Origin of the sequence: Bradyrhizobium sp. IAR9 (assembly GCF_013408065.1) — a bacterium.
GTDB lineage: Bacteria > Pseudomonadota > Alphaproteobacteria > Rhizobiales > Xanthobacteraceae > Bradyrhizobium.
Genome location: NZ_JACBZW010000006.1, coordinates 268,175 through 283,842, shown reverse-complemented (window position 1 = coordinate 283,842; position 15,668 = coordinate 268,175). Strand labels below are relative to the sequence as shown.

Below are 15,668 nucleotides of genomic sequence, written 5' to 3'. Positions count from 1 at the left end.
AGGGGAGAGGGTTTAGAAAACCGTGCCGTCGCTGATCACCTTGAGCGGCGGTGAACCGTCGGGCCGGCGCGCAAACGCAATGGCGCGGCCGGCGGCCCAGGTGCCGCCTTCCAAAATGCTGGCGAGCGGCAATGTCTCGGGCGTGCGGCCGAGCTTGGCGCGAACCAGCTCGGCAAGCTGGTCCAGCAGCGCGACCGTCAGCGCACGCCATTCCACGACAAGCAGCGAGTCCACCGCATGCGCGCGCTCGGCATCCGCGGCGTCGCGCAGGCGCAGCACCTCGTAATCGACGAACAGTCCGCCGTTGCGATATTCCGCAAGTCCCGTCAGGCCGTCGATGTCGGTGACGTCGAGGCCAGCGCGCTGCAGCGGTTCGATCAGCGAATAGCTCAGCCATTGGGACAGCTTGTGCAGCGGCACGAGGCCCGCGGTCGCATCATCCGCCCTAAGCGCCGGATGGCGCCAGCAATCGCCGAGCGGAATCTTTGCAAGCTCCAGCCGCGACGGCCAGATCGGTCCGAGCTGGTTCAGCACCGCCGACAGGATCGCCGGTGCGGCAATGGCGCCGCCCTTCGCCTGCGCCGCGATGTGATCAAACAGCCCGCCCGGCCGCGGTGTATCTTGCAGGCCGAAAATCTCGGCGCGCTCCGCGACCAGCTTGCCCAGACGCCGCAACAGATCCGTGCGCCCCTCGAGCCCGAGCAGCGCATTGGTGTCGCTGACCTGAAAAGCGGAGGTGAGTGCGGCGAGCGGCAGGTGCGCGAGCACGTTCGCATCGGCCCTGAATGGCGAGCCGGCGTCGCGCGAAAAAAGACCGCTCGCAAACATGTCGAGGCTGGCGATCGCAAGCCCCTCGGACCGGCCGATGCCTTGTCTCGTCACTGCGTCGCGATAGCGCCACGCGGCGCCCGCGCCGGCATCGAGCAGCACGCTGACGATGGCGAGGTCGAACTCCGCGCGCGCCCGCGCGGCGCGGTCCGGCCACGAAGCCGCGTCGGCAAGCTTCGCCCAGCGGTCGGCGCCGCCAAGCACAAAATGCCGCCAGCGCGCATGGAATGGAATCTCCAGCGCCGGATAGGCTTTGCGGGTCACCGCGAGCACGGCCTCCGCGACACCATCCATCCGGTCGAGATCGATCGTGAAGTGGCGGAGGCCGCCGGCAAGGCCGATCTCCAGCATCTGCGCGGCCCGCGCGCGCACCGCATCTGCGGTGAGCAGCGAGCGTGCTTGCAATTCCAAAGCCTCCGGCATCGCGCGATCAGTATTTTTCCAGCGAACGCCCGACCACGCCGTCCACGTCCTTCTCGGGCGCGATGTCGGTCGAGTAATAGCCGGCGGCTTTCTTCGCGGCGATCTCGACATAGGCGTCGGCGGGAATCAGCTCCGGCGGGATCGGCACGCGCTCGACGATGTCGATGCCTTGCGAGGTCAGCGCGTCGTATTTCATGTCGCTCATCGACAGGAAGCGGTCGATGCGCTTCAGACCGAGCCAGTGGATCGTATCCGGCATCAATTGCTGGAAGCGGGCATCCTGCACGCCGGCGACGCATTCGGTGCGCTCGAAATAGGCGGCGGCCGCATCGCCGTCCTCCTGGCGCTTGCGCGCGTTGTAGACCAGGAATTTGGTGACCTCGCCGAGCGCGCGGCCTTCCTTGCGATTGTAGACGACGAGCCCGAGCCCGCCTTCCTGCGCGCCGCGCGCGGATTCCTCGATGCCGTGGATGAGATACGGACGGCAGGTGCAGATGTCGGAGCCGAACACATCGGACCCGTTGCACTCGTCATGCACGCGGCAGGTGATCTTGGTGCGATGGTCCGGCAGTTTCGTCACATCGCCGAACATGTAGACGGTGGTACCGCCGATCGGCGGCAAAAACACCTTCATGTCCGGCCGCGTCACCAGCTCGGGGAACATGCCGGCGGTCTGCTCGAACAGCGTGCGCCGCAGCTCGGTCTCGGCGGTGCCGAAGCGCGCCGCAAGCCCCGGCAGGTACCAGACCGGATCGATCGCGATTTTCACGACGGAGACGCTGCCATTGGCATGCACGACCTCGCCGTCGGCGCGTAGCCGTTTTGCGGCCAGCGCCTCGCGGATCTCCGGCAGGTCGAGCCGCGCCCGCGTCACGGCGATGCTCGGGCGGATGTCGGAGCCTTCTGCGATCTCCTTACCGAAATTCTCCGCGACCAGATGCCCCCAGGGATCGAGCGCGACGATCTTGGCGGGATCGCGCCATTGCTCGAACGGTCCGATGGTCGCCGCCGGAAACGTATTGGTGAGGTCGGGCCTGCGAATCGGATCGAGCGCGCCGGCGGACACCGCGAGCGCACGGTACATCGCGTAGGACCCGCCATGGCTGCCGATCACGTTGCGATCCCCGGCGCGCGAGACCGTGCCGATGATCGGTCCGCGGGCGCGCGCGTCAGCGGCGCCCCAGTGGATCGGGAAGGCGGACTTCCGGCCCGGCTCCGGATGCGAAGTCAGGCGGATGTGGTCGGTACGGTTCGCGCGGCTCATGACCAAACTCCCAAAAAGCCAACGGCCCGCCGCTCGGACGGGCCTGGCTCGGTCGCGTTGCCGACGCGGAACATCGGCGACGCAAGCTCAATCCAACATATTGTAGCGGCAAGACGCGACAGACAAGTTAATCGTGCTGCGCGCGCAGGGCCTCCGCTGCCGATGCCGGTCACCAGCCATTGCCATGCCCAGCTGAATGGCGCACGGCACCGGTATACAGGCTATATCTATGTAGTTATTTGTGTTTTTGAAGGGGCCACCGGCCGGCGAGGCCGGCTAGACCAGCTGCCGGTCGCCTCCCGGCGTCCGGATCACCGCGCGAAACGAGGGCGCGGAATCGTGACTGAAGCGGATGCGCGGATCGTCCAGAAAGCCCGCCAGCGACGCGGCGATCGTGTCCGCCTCGGGGTGCCGTATCTCGAATTCCACCAGGGAGCAGCCGAGATCGGCCATGCGCGATGCTGGATGCGGTCCGGCCGGCCACTCGATCACGGTCGGAAACGCGCCGTCGAACGGCATCGAGCCGTCGGGCGGGACGGAGATCAGCCATTCGAGATGGCCGCGCGTCACCGTGATGGCTGGTTTTGCGACATGCGGGATCGTCGCGAGCGCGGACGTGATGTCGGACGTGCTCACGACCCAGGTCATGAGCCGCGGCGAAACCGCGAGCGCCGCGCGCGTCCGTGCATCGTCCAGCGCGAACCAGCGCGGCCGGGTGGGCGCGGGAGCCGACGGGTTCGGCGCGATGACTTCGAGGAACGCTGTCTCGCTCAACCGCAGCAGGTGATTATGCGTGCCCATCAGCGGATGCGCGCCGCCGGCCGGCGGCGCAATGCCGAGCGCGGTCTCGACATAGGCAACGCCCTCGGCAAGGTCGTTCGCGGCGATGGTGATGTGGTCAAGACGAAGCATGGCTAGCGATCCGATTTCTTCTCGAGCTCTTCCAGGCTATGGCCATATCGTGCGACGAGGTTGAATCTGCGCACGGTCGAGCTCGCGCTGACTGTAACCTTTGGTCCATCGAACTGCCATCGCCTGTCCGCGCTCCCTGCAAGTGAGACGGCGTATCGTGCACAAATCGGGCTGCGTCCACACCCTTGCAAACGCGTGACTGGATAAAGCCCATATATTCAGACATATCGACTGGATCGGTTGACCGCCCCGGAGACCCCCATGCCCGCCAGCTACATCGACCCCCGCAACGGAAAGCTCTATGCGCTGGACCAGCCGCGCTGGTGCTCGGACGAGCGCACGCCGCTTCTGGTGGCGCCGGGGGCGGGGATCTCGCGTGAGGACATCGACGGCCGCACGCGCTCGCTCTGGCGCTACCGCGCGGCGCTGCCGGTCGAGATCAAGACTCCGATCACGCTCGGCGAGGGGTGCACGCCGCTGGTGCAGCAGGACTGGGGCGATCTGCGGCCGTTGTTCAAGCTCGAATGGTTCAACCCGACCGGCAGCTTCAAGGACCGCGGCTCGGCCGTGATGCTGTCCTTCCTGCGCCAGATCGGCGTCGATGCCATTCTCGAAGATTCTTCCGGCAATGGCGGCTCGTCGATGGCGGGGTTAGGGGCCGCCGGCGCCATGCGCGTGAAGATTTTGGCGCCGGCCTCGACGTCGCCGGCGAAGATCGCGCAGGTGCGCGCTTACGGCGCCGAGGTGCAGCTCGTCGAGGGCCCGCGCGAGGAGTCAGAGGCCGAGGCGATCCGCCAGTCGCAACAGACCTTCTATGCCAGCCACAATTGGCAGCCGTTCTTCCTCGAAGGCACCAAGTCGCTCGCCTATGAAATCTGGGAAGATCTCGGCTTCCGCGCCCCCGATAACATCATCGTCCCCGTTGGCGCCGGCAGCTCTCTTCTAGGGTGCGCCTTCGGCTTCCGCGAGCTGTTGAGGGCCGGCCAGATCGCGAAGCTGCCGCGGCTGTTCGCGGCGCAGCCACTCAACTGTTCGCCGATCGATGCGAGCTTTCAGGCCGGCGTCGATACGCCTGTCGCGCGCGAGGTCAACAAGACCATCGCCGAAGGCACCGCCATCAAGCACCCGCTGCGCCTGCGCGAGATCATCGCGGCCTTGCGCGAGAGCGGCGGCGGCACCGTCGCGCTCACCGAGGACGAGATCGTCGCCGCCCTGCGGCGACTGGCCCGGCAGGGCCTGTTCGCCGAGCCGACCAGCGCCAGCGCGGCTGCGGCGCTGGACAAACTCTCGGCCACCGGCGCCATCAACGCGACCGACACCACGGTCGCCGTCCTCACCGGCACCGGCCTGAAGGCCGCAACCACCGTCGCCGATCTCGTCCAGTAGGGTCCGATCTGTTGGGCCGTGTTGCGGCGCGGCCGCCGCGGGACGAGGGCGTTGCAGAAGGCCCGGGCATCCGCGTTGCCGCGGAGCCATGCGGCCGCGTTGAACCTTCGGCGCCCGTCGCCAGCCTCATGAAGATCCAGCTCACGCAAAGGGGAGAGTTCCATGACCGCGCAGGATCCGTTTGCAGGTTTCAAGGCAGTCCAGAAGGAAGCCTGGTCGCTGTTCACGCCGATGGAAGTTTTCACGACACCGACCGCCGCCAAGCTCGTCGGTTTTGCCGGCGTTGCCGCCGGCCAACGCCTGCTCGACGTCGGATGCGGCACCGGCGTTGTCGCGATCACGGCGGCGCGCCGCGGTGCGAAGGTCAGGGGTCTCGATCTGTCGCCGGTCCTGATCGAACGCGCCCGCGAGCATGCGCAATTGATGAACCTCGATGTCGACTTCAAGGACGGCGATGCCGAAAGCCTGCCCTATGGCGACAACGAGTTCGACGTGGTGCTCAGCCAGTTCGGCCACATGTTCGCGCCGCGCCCGGACGTCGCGATCGGCGAGATGCTGCGCGTGCTGAAGCCCGGCGGTACCATCGCCTTCTCCACCTGGCCGCCGCATCTGTATGTCGGGCGGATGTTCGCGCTGATCGGCCGCCATCTGCCGCCGCCCGAGGGCGTGGCATCGCCGGTGTTGTGGGGCGATCCGAAGATCGTCGCCGAGCGTCTCGCGGGGAAAGCGAAGGACCTCTCCTTCGAGATGGACATGATGACGCCGTCCGCCCTCAGCCCGCAGCATTTCCGCCGCACCATGGAAACGACGATCGGGCCTTTGATCAAGCTCGTCGCCCAGTACAAGGACGAGCCGGACAAGCTCAAGAGCTTCCGAGCCGAATTCGAGGCGCTGATCTCGGAATATTTCGACCCCGGCCACAATGTGATGCGCCAGCAGTTCCTGATGTCGAAGGCAAGCAAGGTGTGAGGCTGAAGCGATAAGCCGCCGCGATTGCACGTGCTCTTCCTTCTCCCCTTGTGGGAGAAGGTGGCGCGAAGCGCCGGATGAGGGGTCTCTCTCCGCGTACTCAATGAAATTGAGCTTGCGGAGAGAGACCCCTCACCCGTCTCGCCGCTATGCGGCGAGCCACCCTCTCCCACAGGGGGAGAGGGTGCAGCGAGCAAGCGCCTTCACTCCTTCAGATCATTCACCTGCTTGACCCAGCTGCGCACGTCGGCGAGCACCGCGGGCAGCACCGCCTTGACCTCGGCCACGGTCATGCCGGGCTTGATGCGGGGATCGTACAGCAGATTGAGGATGTACTGGTCGTAGACGTCGAAATAGCCCATCGAGACGTTGTCGTTGAACATCGTCCACGGCACGCTCGCGGTGTCGTTGATGGGCCCGAGCGATTGCAACAGCTCCTCATAGGCGCAGTCGAGAAAGACGAAATCGCCGTTGTCGACGGTGAGGATGACGTCGGAATGCTCGATCTCGAAATTGTCGTTCTTGCGGAAGCCGGACAGGCATTGCGGGTCGAGCGAGGTACGGATCTCGCGCGCCTTCTCGGCGCCGTAGAAGCTGGAGATGGTGCGGAAGAGGTCGCGGTCGCGCACCAGCTTCACCCGCACATTGGCCGCTTCGGCGGTCGCGATCATGGCGATATCGAGATGCTGCACGCGATGGGCGATGTCGGCCACGACCTTGGCGAGCTGCGTCTTGCGGTCGGCGCGGTCGCTCTCGGCGTACACGCGCACCGGTCCGTCGAATTTGCGAATGCGGTCGACGCGGCCGGCGAGGTGATATTCGGCGCCGAACGCCGTCTTCAGGAAGCCCTCGACGATCTCTCCGTCGGTAAAATTCTTCTTCTCGGAGCGCTGGCGCGAGGAGACCGCGGGCAACTCGCCCGCCACCGCCGTGGTCGCGGGATCGGGCGCGCATGTGAGCGCGGCGAGCGCCAGCAGGGCGATGCGAAGGGCAGCCGAGGACGGATTGAATGCGCTCATCGTCGTGCGACGCTGCCGTATTCACGTCGCGCGCACAAGGCCGCAGATTCACGCGGCCTGCGGGTTCCCGGCATTGTCTGTAACAAGAGAGTTACAGTGTCGTAGGGTGGGCAAAGGCGCGAAAGCGCCGTGCCCACCATCGCGCCGCAACCGCAGTCAGTGGTGGGCATGCCTCCGGCTTTGCCCACCCTACGGAAGCGTGCGTCAGTTGTTCAGCACCACCACCGTGGTACCGACCGAGACGCGGCCGTAGAGATCGCTGACGTCGTCATTGGTCATGCGGAAGCAGCCCGAGGAGACCGCCTGGCCGATCGTCTCCGGCTCGTTGGAGCCGTGGATGCGGTAGAGTGTCGAGCCCAGATACATCGCGCGCGCGCCGAGCGGATTCTCGACGCCGCCCTTCATGTGGCGCGGCAGGTCCGGCCGGCGGGCCAGCATCTGCGACGGCGGCGTCCAGTCCGGCCATTCCTTCTTGGCGGTGATCCTGTGGACCCCGCCCCAGCGGAAGCCGTCGCGGCCGACGCCGATGCCGTAGCGCAGCGCCTGGCCGTTCTGCAGCACCAGATACAGCCGCCGCTCGCTGGTGTTCACCACGATCGTGCCAGGGGCGTAATTGCCGTTATACATGACGGTGGCGCGGGGGATCGGATTGGCGCCGGAACGGAAGAAGTTCGGTCCGCCGCCCATGATGTCGCGCGAGTCGAACTCTTCGGCGAACGCGCCGCCCGCCATGGCCGACAGCAGTGCGATGGCGGCAATCGGCGCGGCAAAAAACCGGATCATTGTTTCCCCCAGCAAAAAATCGATTCAACAAGGGCCACAGGCCATATTTGCGGGCTTTTCGCAAGCCACGGCCCCGTGAGGGATGCCATGCTTAACGATTGACGTCACCAGATCCGCAACCGCGCCAATTTGACGAAAAGCGTTATCCAAGCCAGCGCATCCTCGCGCGGGGCAGGGCCGCGATGGCCCCTATTGCTTTGACGGGGCCTGCGAACAATGATTGGTCGGATACCTCACTCGAAATCGGCGGTTGCGGGAGCAAGAAGAATGAACGGTGCGGAAAGCCTGGTGCGGACGATGGTCAAGGGCGGGGTGGACATTTGCTTCTCCAACCCGGGAACCTCCGAGATGCATTTTGTCGCAGCGCTCGACCGGGTCCCCGGCATGCGCTGCGTGCTCGGCCTGTTCGAGGGCGTGGTGACGGGCGCGGCCGACGGCTACTATCGCATGAAGGGTACGCCGGCCTCGACCCTGCTGCATCTCGGCCCCGGCCTCGCCAACGGTCTTGCCAACCTGCACAACGCCAAGAAGGCCAATTCCGGCATCGTCAACATCGTCGGTCAGCATGCCGTCTATCACATCGACTACAACGCGCCGCTGACCTCCGACATCGAGGGGTTGGCCCGGCCGATGTCGTCCTGGGTCCGGACCTCGCCGAACTCCAAATCGGTGGCCGCCGACGGCGCCGCCGCGATCGCCGCCGCCAAGAGCGCGCCGGGTCAGATCGCGACCCTGATCCTGCCCGCCGACACCGCCTGGAACGAGGCCGACGGCATCGCCGAGGTTCCGGCCGAGCAGCAGCGCGCGAGCTATTCGCCGCAGGCGGTCGAGCGGGCCGCGAAGATCCTGCACGGTGACGGCGAGGGCACGCTGCTGCTGATGACCGGCAGCGCCCTCAGCGAGCAGGGCCTGGCGCTGGCCGAGCGCATCGCCGCCAAAACCGGCTGCACCGTGATGGGCCCCACCTTCCGCCCCAAGATGGCGCGCGGCCGCGGCCGCTACTCGATCGACCGCATCCATTACGTGATCGAGAACGCGCTGCCGATGCTGGCCAAGTTCCGTCACATCGTGCTGGTCGAGTCTGACGATCCCGTGGCGTTCTTCGCCTATCCGAACAAGCCGAGCATGCTCAAGCCTGAGGGCTGCGACGTCCATCGCATGACCTCCTGGGGCGAGAACTCGGTCGCAGCGCTCGAGGCGCTTGCGGGTGCGGTGAAGGCCAGCGCCAAGGACGTCAAGCCGCATGCCGTGCAGGAGCTGATCAAGCCGACCGGCGAGCTCACCTTCGCCTCGATCGCGCAGGCGATCGCCTGTGCGATCCCCGAGAACGCGATCATGGTCGACGAATCCCTCACCACAGGCCGTGGCTTCTTCCCGCCGACGGCCGCTGCCGCGCCGCACGACTGGCTGCAGAACATGGGCGGCTCGATCGGCTTCTCGACGCCGCTCTCGATCGGCGCTGCGATCGCCTGCCCGGACCGCAAGGTCATCACCATGGTCGGCGACGGCAGCGCGATGTACACGATCCAGTCGCTGTGGACCCAGGCGCGCGAGAACCTTGATATCGTCACCATCGTGTTCGCCAACCGCATCTACCAGATCCTGCGCGGCGAGTTCGACAATGTCGGCGCCGGCGAGCCCGGCCAGCGCGCCAACGACATGCTCCGCCTCGACCGGCCCACGCTGGATTTCGTCGCGCTGGCCAAGGGCATGGGCGTGCCCGGCCGTGCCGTCACCAATGCCGACGAGTTCAACAAGGCGCTGGCCGAAGCCGTCGCCGAGCCGGGGCCGCGGCTGATCGAAGTCCAGATGTAGGGGGTTGATTGAACAAGCTCTCTCCCCACGTCGTCCCGGCGAACGCCGGGACCCACCCCAGGGAGAGGTTTGGCGAAGACTCGGAGTTCGGTACGTGCGCCGTGTACACTCGATAGACCTCGCGGTATGGGTCCCGGCGTTCGCCGGGACGACACCGAACCAGGTGCGCGAGATGGGCCCGGAGGCACGATGCAGACCGAGCTGAACAAGGTAATCGCGGCGCTGCGGGACTTCTACGCCCACGAAGGCTTCCTATTCGAGAAGGACATCGGCGAACGCGCGGTCACGCACCGCTTCGCCGTGCATCTGGAAAAGCAGTTCTCCGGCTGGTCGGTCGACTGCAACTATGACCGGCTCGGCGAGCGCACTCTGCATCTGCCGCACGGCACCATCATCTCGACCGACGACCATCTCGGCAAGTCGATCTACCCTGATGTCGTCGTGCATCAGCGCGAGATCCCGAACAATCTGCTCAGCGTGGAGATCCGCAAGGCAAGCAATCACACCCCGCTGGAGCACGACCAGCACAAGCTGAGGGCGCTGACCGACGTCCACGTCTGGTTTCCCTACTGGGTCGGCCTGCTGCTGGTGCTGGACAAGGACCAGGTGACGATGTCGGAGGTCTATGTCAGCGGCGCCGTCGACGACCCGCTGTCGCGCTGGTTCGCGTTACGGCTCGAGGAGATCGGTCTTGGAGCACGCGCATAGAGACGTGCGGCGTGCGCGATCGCCGCGCACGCCGCGACGTGGTCAGTAGGCGTAGGGCTGCGAGTAGGCGTAGCGCGGGTTGATGCCGCAATAGGCCGATGTGCCGGAGGCGGTCGCCGCACATTGCTGGTAGCTGGCGAACTGGCAGTTGCCGGGATAACCCCAGTTGCGGCCTTGCAGGCAGTATCTGTCGCTTCCGGCCTGGGCCGGGGCCGCCGACAACGACGCGGCGATCAGCGTTGCGAACGATGCAAGCGTGAGGATGGTGCGACGCATTTCGATCTCCTTCATGGTAGGTGGAACGGCCGAGCCTTGGCGTTCCCGTGGCTTGTCTGACGCGGGGTCATGCTGTGTTGGTCTCCCCGGCGCCGGATGCGTTCGAAGCGAGGACCATCGTGACGCAGCCGGCGCCTTGCACTGTGATCTCGGCCACAGTTCGCACACGGGTTCCGACCTATCCTCAGCGAACTTGCACGCCTCGATCCGGTGGGACTAGGCTTGCCTCGTTCGGATCAAGGCATTTGGAGGTTCTCATGCAGAAATCATATTTGCTGGCTGCGGTGGCAGCACTGGCGCTCATGACGCAAACGCCGCATGCCCTGGCCCAAAGCGCGCCGGCCGCCGGCGGAACAGCTGCGCCTGCGGCGACAACCGCTGCGCCGGCAACGACGGCGGCGCCCGCCGCGACCACCGACAGCTCCAGCCAGCCGACCGACTCCAAGAAGAGTGCGTCGAAGAAGCCGGCGAAGAAGAAGATGACGCGGCAGCAGGAAATCGATCGCTCCGTCGACACCGGCACCGTGCCCGCGCGCTATCGCAGTTCGGTGCCCAAGCAGTACCAGCAATATATTCCGTTCGCTAAGCAGTGACGGATCGCATGGCGGCGCGGGACGCTCAGCTTCGCGCCGCCGGTGCTTTCGAAGAACCGGCGCTTCGACGAACGGCCTGCGACCAACCGCCTCTGCCGGGCGGCTTCCGGTCACATCCCCGATGGCGATCTGCGAGCGCAGTGCTAGATTAGGCCGAATCCCGGGGGGAGTGATGAGTGACGACGTGAAGGATGCTGGCCTTGTGGCCATGATCAGCAGCATCCTTGGAGGCAACAAGCGCGCAGACAGTGTTGCACCGCCGCCGCTCACCGAGGGCCCGCCGACCGTGCCGTCGAACGGAGCGGACGCCGTCGCGGCGCCCGTCCCTGAGGCGACGTCGACCGGGCAGGAGGATGCGGTCAACGCTACGCCGGCCACCGTGGAACCGGTCGAGCTGCCTGCGAAAATCGTCACGACCCGGGATGGCAAGCAGTTGTTGCCGGCAGAAGCGATCGCCGATCTCGTGCTTGGCGAGCTCCGCAAGCTGGAGAATTTCCCGGCGACCGGCGCCTCGGTCACGGTCTACGGTTACAGGCACTGGAACGCCATGATCACCTTCGCCCCGTTCTCGACCAATTTCCAGAACGCGACGCGGTTCCGCCAGGCCATGCCTGATCTCGTCTTCAAGCTCCGTCGTTTCGTCGAACTTGAGATATAGTCCAGGGCAATCGGCGGCGCGCGGCGCCGCCACTCCGGACAGTTCGACAGGATCTTTGAATTGAGCGTCGCCTTTACCAAGGAAGAAAGCGCCGAAACCGCGTCCGAGACGCTGTTGCCGGATCGCCCGATCTCGCCGCATCCCAACCTCGTGACGGAAGCAGGGCTGCAGGCGTTGCAGACGCAGCTTCAGCAAGCCCGCGAGGCCTATGAGGCCGCGCAGGCCATTGAGGACGTCAACGAAAAGCGCCGGCAGTCGGCGGTGCCGTTGCGCGACGCCCGCTATCTCACCGAACGGCTGCGCACGGCGCAGCTCGTTCCCGATCCGACCTCGACCGAAACAGTCGCCTTCGGCAGCACCGTGACCTTCAGCCGCACCGACGGCCGCGTGCAGACCTACCGCATCGTCGGCGAGGACGAAGCCGACCCCAAGGCGGGGACGATCTCGTTCGTCGCGCCGGTGGCGCGATCGCTGATGGGGAAGGCGGCGGGTGACGTCGTAGGGACGGGTGCGCAGGAGATCGAGATCCTGTCGATCGGGTAGGGGCGGGGCCGGTATCGGTCTGCCTGAAGCATGATCCGGAAAAGTGCGAAGCGGTTTTCCGGAAAGATCATGCGCAAACGTCAACCCAAAGCGTGACGATGATTCATCCAAATCGCATCGCGCTTTAGGCCTGCGGAAGCGGAACTCCGGTCAGCCTGCCCAATCTTTCGATGAGTGCGTCCTGAAAATCCGGATCGGTCGCCTCACCGGCCGGCTCCTCCCGCCGGAGATGATGCCAGTAGCGCCCGCTGACCAGAGCGGCGGGCTCCTCGCTCACCGCGAGCCAGGCTTGCGTCTGTTGTCCGGTGTGGAGATCGACCGGGGCGCCCGAGCCGCCCATCTTGGTGCGTACCCATCCGGGATCGACGGCGTTGCTCAGGACCTTGGGCCAGCGTCGTGCCAGACCGAACGCGAGCGCGACAACGTGCAGCTTGCTCTCGGCATAGGCCTTGGCCGAATCCCAGGTCCGCTCTGTCCAATCGAGGTCGTCGAGCGAGCCCTCTCCACCGCGGTGCAATCCGCTGCTGAGATACACCAATCGGTCGGGCAGCTCGATCAGGGCCGTCAGCATGTACGGCGCAAGCGTGTTGATCGCCAGGGTTTCGGCATGGCCTTCCGGCGTCGCGCCACGGCTAGGCCGTGTGTAGACACCGGCGTTGTGGATGATCGCATCCATGCGCCCGATCGCGTTGACTTGGTCGGCGATGCTTCTTGCATCTGCGGCACTGCGGAGATCGCCGACCACGATCCCGGCGCAACGCGACGCGAACGCGCCGATACCGGCGGCGCGATCCGCCGACCGCGCGTGCAGCACCACGCGGTGACCTTGATCGACGAGCGATTGCGCCGCTGCCCGGCCGAGGCCGTCCGTGCTGCCGGTGATGAAGATGATCGCCATGCGGTGCTTCTCCGGATGTTTCAGGACGCACTCTACAGCGCCCGCCATCACTTCCGATATTGTTCGTCGCTCACTTTCTCCATCCAGTCGACGTTCTTGCCGCCGGAGGATTCCTGGATGGCAATATGGGTCATCGCCGTCGTCGGCGAGGCGCCATGCCAATGCTTCAGTCCCGGCGGAAACCACACGACGTCGCCCGGCCGGATCTCCTCGATGGTTCCGCCTTCGCGCTGAACCCAACCCAGTCCCGCGGTGACGATGAGTGTCTGTCCGAGCGGATGCGTGTGCCAGGCGGTGCGGGCACCCGGCTCGAACGTGACCTGTCCCGCGCCGACCCGAGCCGGATCAGGGGCCTGGAACAGCGGGTCGATGCGTACCGTGCCGGTGAACCAGTCCTGCGGACCCTTCTGGGACGGGCGCGATCCGTTTCGCTTGATGTCGATGTCCAAGTCCATGGTCATGTGCGTCTCCTGTGCGTCCGACGCGCGCGCCTGCGCGCGGCGAATTCCGATGATAACGGCGGTGCTGCCGCCAATGAGCACGTCCCTGCGCCTGATCACGGCACGTCTCCGCTCAGCGCGGCCGCTTTTCGACGACGTCCTTGATCACCGGCGCCGCGGAGAATGCGTTGGGCCAGCCGGCATAGAAGGCGAGATGGCCGAGCACCTCGCCGGCTTCCTCCCGCGTCAACCCGTTGTCCATCGCGCGGTTCAAATGATAGGTGATCTGCGCGACCTGACCGGTCGCGATGAGAGCGCTCACGGTGACCAGGCTGCGGTCGCGTGGCGCCAGCGCCGGCCTCAGCCAGAGATCGCGAAACAGCACGTCGGTCGTGTACTGGACGAGGCTTGGCGTGATCTGCCCGAACTGCTCGCCGACGCGGGTCGCCCGCTGCTTCTCCGCGGCTTCGTCGAGCGGCAGTTGCGGCCCAGAGGCCGGCGGCAGCTGATCAGCCCCGATGTTGCGGCTCTTGAAGACGTCGCGCGCCGCCGGGATCGCATCCACCGCGTTGGCCCAGCCGGTGTAGAAGGCGAGGTGCGTGATGATCTCCGATATCTCCGCCGGCTTCACCCCGTTGTCGAGCGCGCGTGCGAAATAGTCGGGCAGCTCCACGGTCTGGTTGCGCGCGATCAGCGCCGCGACCGTGACGATGCTGCGGTCTCGCGGCGAAAGACCGGGACGCTTCCAGAGATCGCCGATGACGAACTTTTGCGCGTAGGCTTCGAGCGCCGGCGCAACGGCGCGGATGACTTCCGATGTCGACATGGGATTTGCTCCTTTGACGGCTGCCGTGTCCGCGGCGACCGGGCCGCCGGCGATGAGCCAGAATGACAACAAGGTGGTTGCGAGCGTTCTCATTGCGGATGTCCTTCGACGGTGAACGGGTGCGCCAGCAGCCACCAGGCGACCAGCGCGGCGCAGAGCACGGTGACGGCGCTGGCGAAAAACAAAACGTTCAGCCTTGCTCCGGTGGCGATCAATCCAAGCGCCGGGCTCGCGATCCCCTGGGCCAGGTCGAGAAAGGCGGTGTAGGCGCCCATGGCCAGGCCGCGGTTCTGCACGGGGACGCGGCGCACGGCCTCGACGCCGAAGCCGGGATAGATCAGCGAAAAGCCGAATCCGGTGAGCGCGGCACCGGCCAGCGCCATCTCGGGTCGTGCCGCAAGCCAGATCAGGGCCTGCCCGGCGGCTTCGACCAGGGCACAGAGAAGCGCAACCCTGGCGCCGCCGATCGCATCGGCCAGATGACTGAACAAGACGCGCGCCAAGATGAAAGCGAGGGCATAGGCCGTGTAAGCAAGCCATCCATTGGCCCATCCGCGGCTGGCAAACAGCAAGGCGACGAACGTCGTCACCGCGCCGAAGCCGACGCTGCCGAGGGCCGATCCGAGGCCCGGCACCCATACCGCGCCGAGCACTTTGGCGAACGACAGGCGGACTTGCTGCACCGGCGCCACCGCGGGAAGCTGCACCACGAACAGCAGAGCCAGCAGCGGCGCTGCCGTCGTCGCGAGCGCGATCGCGGCAAAGCCGTAGGCGGCATAAAGCGCTGAGCCTGCGGGGGCGCCGATAGCGAAGGCGGCGAACATCGCCGAACCGACCCAGGCGATGACCTTGCCGGTGTTGCCGCTCTCAACGAGGACCAGCCCCCAGCTGACCGCGGCCGTGATGATGAAGCTCTCGGCGGCGCCGAGCAGGCCGCGGCCCAGCAGCAGAATGGTCACCGAGGCCAGTGGAGCCTCGGTGAAGCCGAGCGAGAGCAGGTAGAACAGCCCGGACGCCGCGGCCGCGATGAGGCCGGCGATGACACCGCGCTTCGCCCCGCTCCTGTCCGAGACGTGGCCGGCCCATGGCCGCGAGACCAGGGATGCCGCGAACTGGCCGCCGGCGACCAGGCCGACCACGAACGTGCCGAACCCCAATCCGTCGTGCACATGAAGCGGAAGCACGGGCATCGCCATGCCGATGACGAGGAAGGCTGCGAAGACGACCGCCATGATCGGCAGCAAATTCGCCGTGACGCGAAGCGAGGCGACGGGCTGCATGGCTGTCACTGGCATGCTGATTCAGGGCTCCTGGTGGCTGCTCCGAA

The 15,668-nt window shown here is 66.2% G+C and carries 17 protein-coding genes; 7 read left to right on the top strand and 10 right to left on the bottom strand.

Annotation, left to right across the window (positions count from 1 at the left end):
- Positions 1-12: 12 nt before the first annotated feature.
- The 3 genes from GGD67_RS18850 to GGD67_RS18840 form a co-directional block, all read right to left on the bottom strand.
- A complete protein-coding gene (locus GGD67_RS18850; RefSeq protein WP_179734937.1) occupies positions 13-1,251 on the bottom strand; it encodes a URC4/urg3 family protein in 1,239 nt (412 codons plus the stop codon).
- A 7-nt stretch (positions 1,252-1,258) separates the two neighbouring features.
- The gene (locus GGD67_RS18845; RefSeq protein WP_018317216.1) at positions 1,259-2,515 is read right to left on the bottom strand and encodes a GTP cyclohydrolase II; all 1,257 of its coding nucleotides are present in this window, start codon (positions 2,513-2,515) and stop codon (positions 1,259-1,261) included.
- 276 nt (positions 2,516-2,791) lie between these two features.
- Positions 2,792-3,427: a VOC family protein gene (locus tag GGD67_RS18840; protein WP_179734935.1), complete on the bottom strand. Its 636-nt coding sequence runs from the start codon at positions 3,425-3,427 to the stop codon at positions 2,792-2,794.
- 261 nt (positions 3,428-3,688) lie between these two features.
- On the opposite strand from GGD67_RS18840, the gene GGD67_RS18835 reads away from it, so the two are divergent.
- Both GGD67_RS18835 and GGD67_RS18830 read left to right on the top strand, forming a co-directional pair.
- Entirely contained in the window at positions 3,689-4,813 is a 1,125-nt protein-coding gene (locus tag GGD67_RS18835) for a threonine synthase (RefSeq protein WP_179734933.1), read from the top strand.
- Positions 4,814-4,975: 162 nt separating this feature from the next.
- Positions 4,976-5,782 (top strand): class I SAM-dependent methyltransferase, encoded by an 807-nt coding sequence (locus GGD67_RS18830; protein WP_092260762.1) that lies wholly within the window; start codon positions 4,976-4,978, stop codon positions 5,780-5,782.
- A gap of 203 nt (positions 5,783-5,985) precedes the next feature.
- Here the strand turns inward: GGD67_RS18830 and GGD67_RS18825 are convergent, their stop codons facing one another.
- Both GGD67_RS18825 and GGD67_RS18820 read right to left on the bottom strand, forming a co-directional pair.
- Complete coding sequence (locus tag GGD67_RS18825; protein ID WP_179734931.1) at positions 5,986-6,801, bottom strand: DUF2927 domain-containing protein; 816 nt, start codon at positions 6,799-6,801, stop codon at positions 5,986-5,988.
- A 204-nt stretch (positions 6,802-7,005) separates the two neighbouring features.
- Positions 7,006-7,584, bottom strand: coding sequence for a L,D-transpeptidase (locus GGD67_RS18820; RefSeq protein WP_179734929.1), 579 nt, complete (start codon positions 7,582-7,584; stop codon positions 7,006-7,008).
- A 267-nt stretch (positions 7,585-7,851) separates the two neighbouring features.
- Here GGD67_RS18820 and GGD67_RS18815 point away from each other — a divergent pair, with 267 nt between their 5' ends.
- Positions 7,852-9,399 (top strand): acetolactate synthase large subunit, encoded by a 1,548-nt coding sequence (locus tag GGD67_RS18815; protein WP_179734927.1) that lies wholly within the window; start codon positions 7,852-7,854, stop codon positions 9,397-9,399.
- A 189-nt stretch (positions 9,400-9,588) separates the two neighbouring features.
- Positions 9,589-10,107 (top strand): hypothetical protein, encoded by a 519-nt coding sequence (locus tag GGD67_RS18810; RefSeq protein WP_179734925.1) that lies wholly within the window; start codon positions 9,589-9,591, stop codon positions 10,105-10,107.
- 42 nt (positions 10,108-10,149) lie between these two features.
- Here the strand turns inward: GGD67_RS18810 and GGD67_RS18805 are convergent, their stop codons facing one another.
- Positions 10,150-10,383 carry a DUF3551 domain-containing protein gene (locus tag GGD67_RS18805; RefSeq protein WP_018317209.1) on the bottom strand — a complete coding sequence of 78 codons (234 nt, stop codon included), beginning with the start codon at positions 10,381-10,383 and terminating at the stop codon, positions 10,150-10,152.
- Between the two features lie 257 nt (positions 10,384-10,640).
- Here GGD67_RS18805 and GGD67_RS18800 point away from each other — a divergent pair, with 257 nt between their 5' ends.
- The 3 genes from GGD67_RS18800 to greA all read left to right on the top strand — a co-directional run bounded on the left by GGD67_RS18800 (position 10,641) and on the right by greA (position 12,177).
- Entirely contained in the window at positions 10,641-10,976 is a 336-nt protein-coding gene (locus tag GGD67_RS18800; RefSeq protein ID WP_092260770.1) for a hypothetical protein, read from the top strand.
- A 172-nt stretch (positions 10,977-11,148) separates the two neighbouring features.
- Positions 11,149-11,634: a hypothetical protein gene (locus GGD67_RS18795; protein ID WP_179734923.1), complete on the top strand. Its 486-nt coding sequence runs from the start codon at positions 11,149-11,151 to the stop codon at positions 11,632-11,634.
- Between the two features lie 60 nt (positions 11,635-11,694).
- Positions 11,695-12,177: a transcription elongation factor GreA gene (gene greA, locus GGD67_RS18790; RefSeq protein WP_179734921.1), complete on the top strand. Its 483-nt coding sequence runs from the start codon at positions 11,695-11,697 to the stop codon at positions 12,175-12,177.
- Between the two features lie 124 nt (positions 12,178-12,301).
- Here the strand turns inward: greA and GGD67_RS18785 are convergent, their stop codons facing one another.
- From GGD67_RS18785 to GGD67_RS18770, 4 genes are all read right to left on the bottom strand, one after another.
- Entirely contained in the window at positions 12,302-13,075 is a 774-nt protein-coding gene (locus GGD67_RS18785; protein WP_179734919.1) for an SDR family NAD(P)-dependent oxidoreductase, read from the bottom strand.
- 47 nt (positions 13,076-13,122) lie between these two features.
- Positions 13,123-13,518, bottom strand: coding sequence for a cupin domain-containing protein (locus GGD67_RS18780; protein ID WP_198293688.1), 396 nt, complete (start codon positions 13,516-13,518; stop codon positions 13,123-13,125).
- A gap of 130 nt (positions 13,519-13,648) precedes the next feature.
- Positions 13,649-14,434, bottom strand: coding sequence for a carboxymuconolactone decarboxylase family protein (locus GGD67_RS18775; protein ID WP_179734917.1), 786 nt, complete (start codon positions 14,432-14,434; stop codon positions 13,649-13,651).
- A complete protein-coding gene (locus tag GGD67_RS18770; RefSeq protein WP_246784453.1) occupies positions 14,431-15,636 on the bottom strand; it encodes an arabinose transporter in 1,206 nt (401 codons plus the stop codon). The genes GGD67_RS18775 and GGD67_RS18770 overlap by 4 nt, the downstream gene beginning before the upstream one ends.
- Between the last annotated feature and the right edge of the window lie 32 nt (positions 15,637-15,668).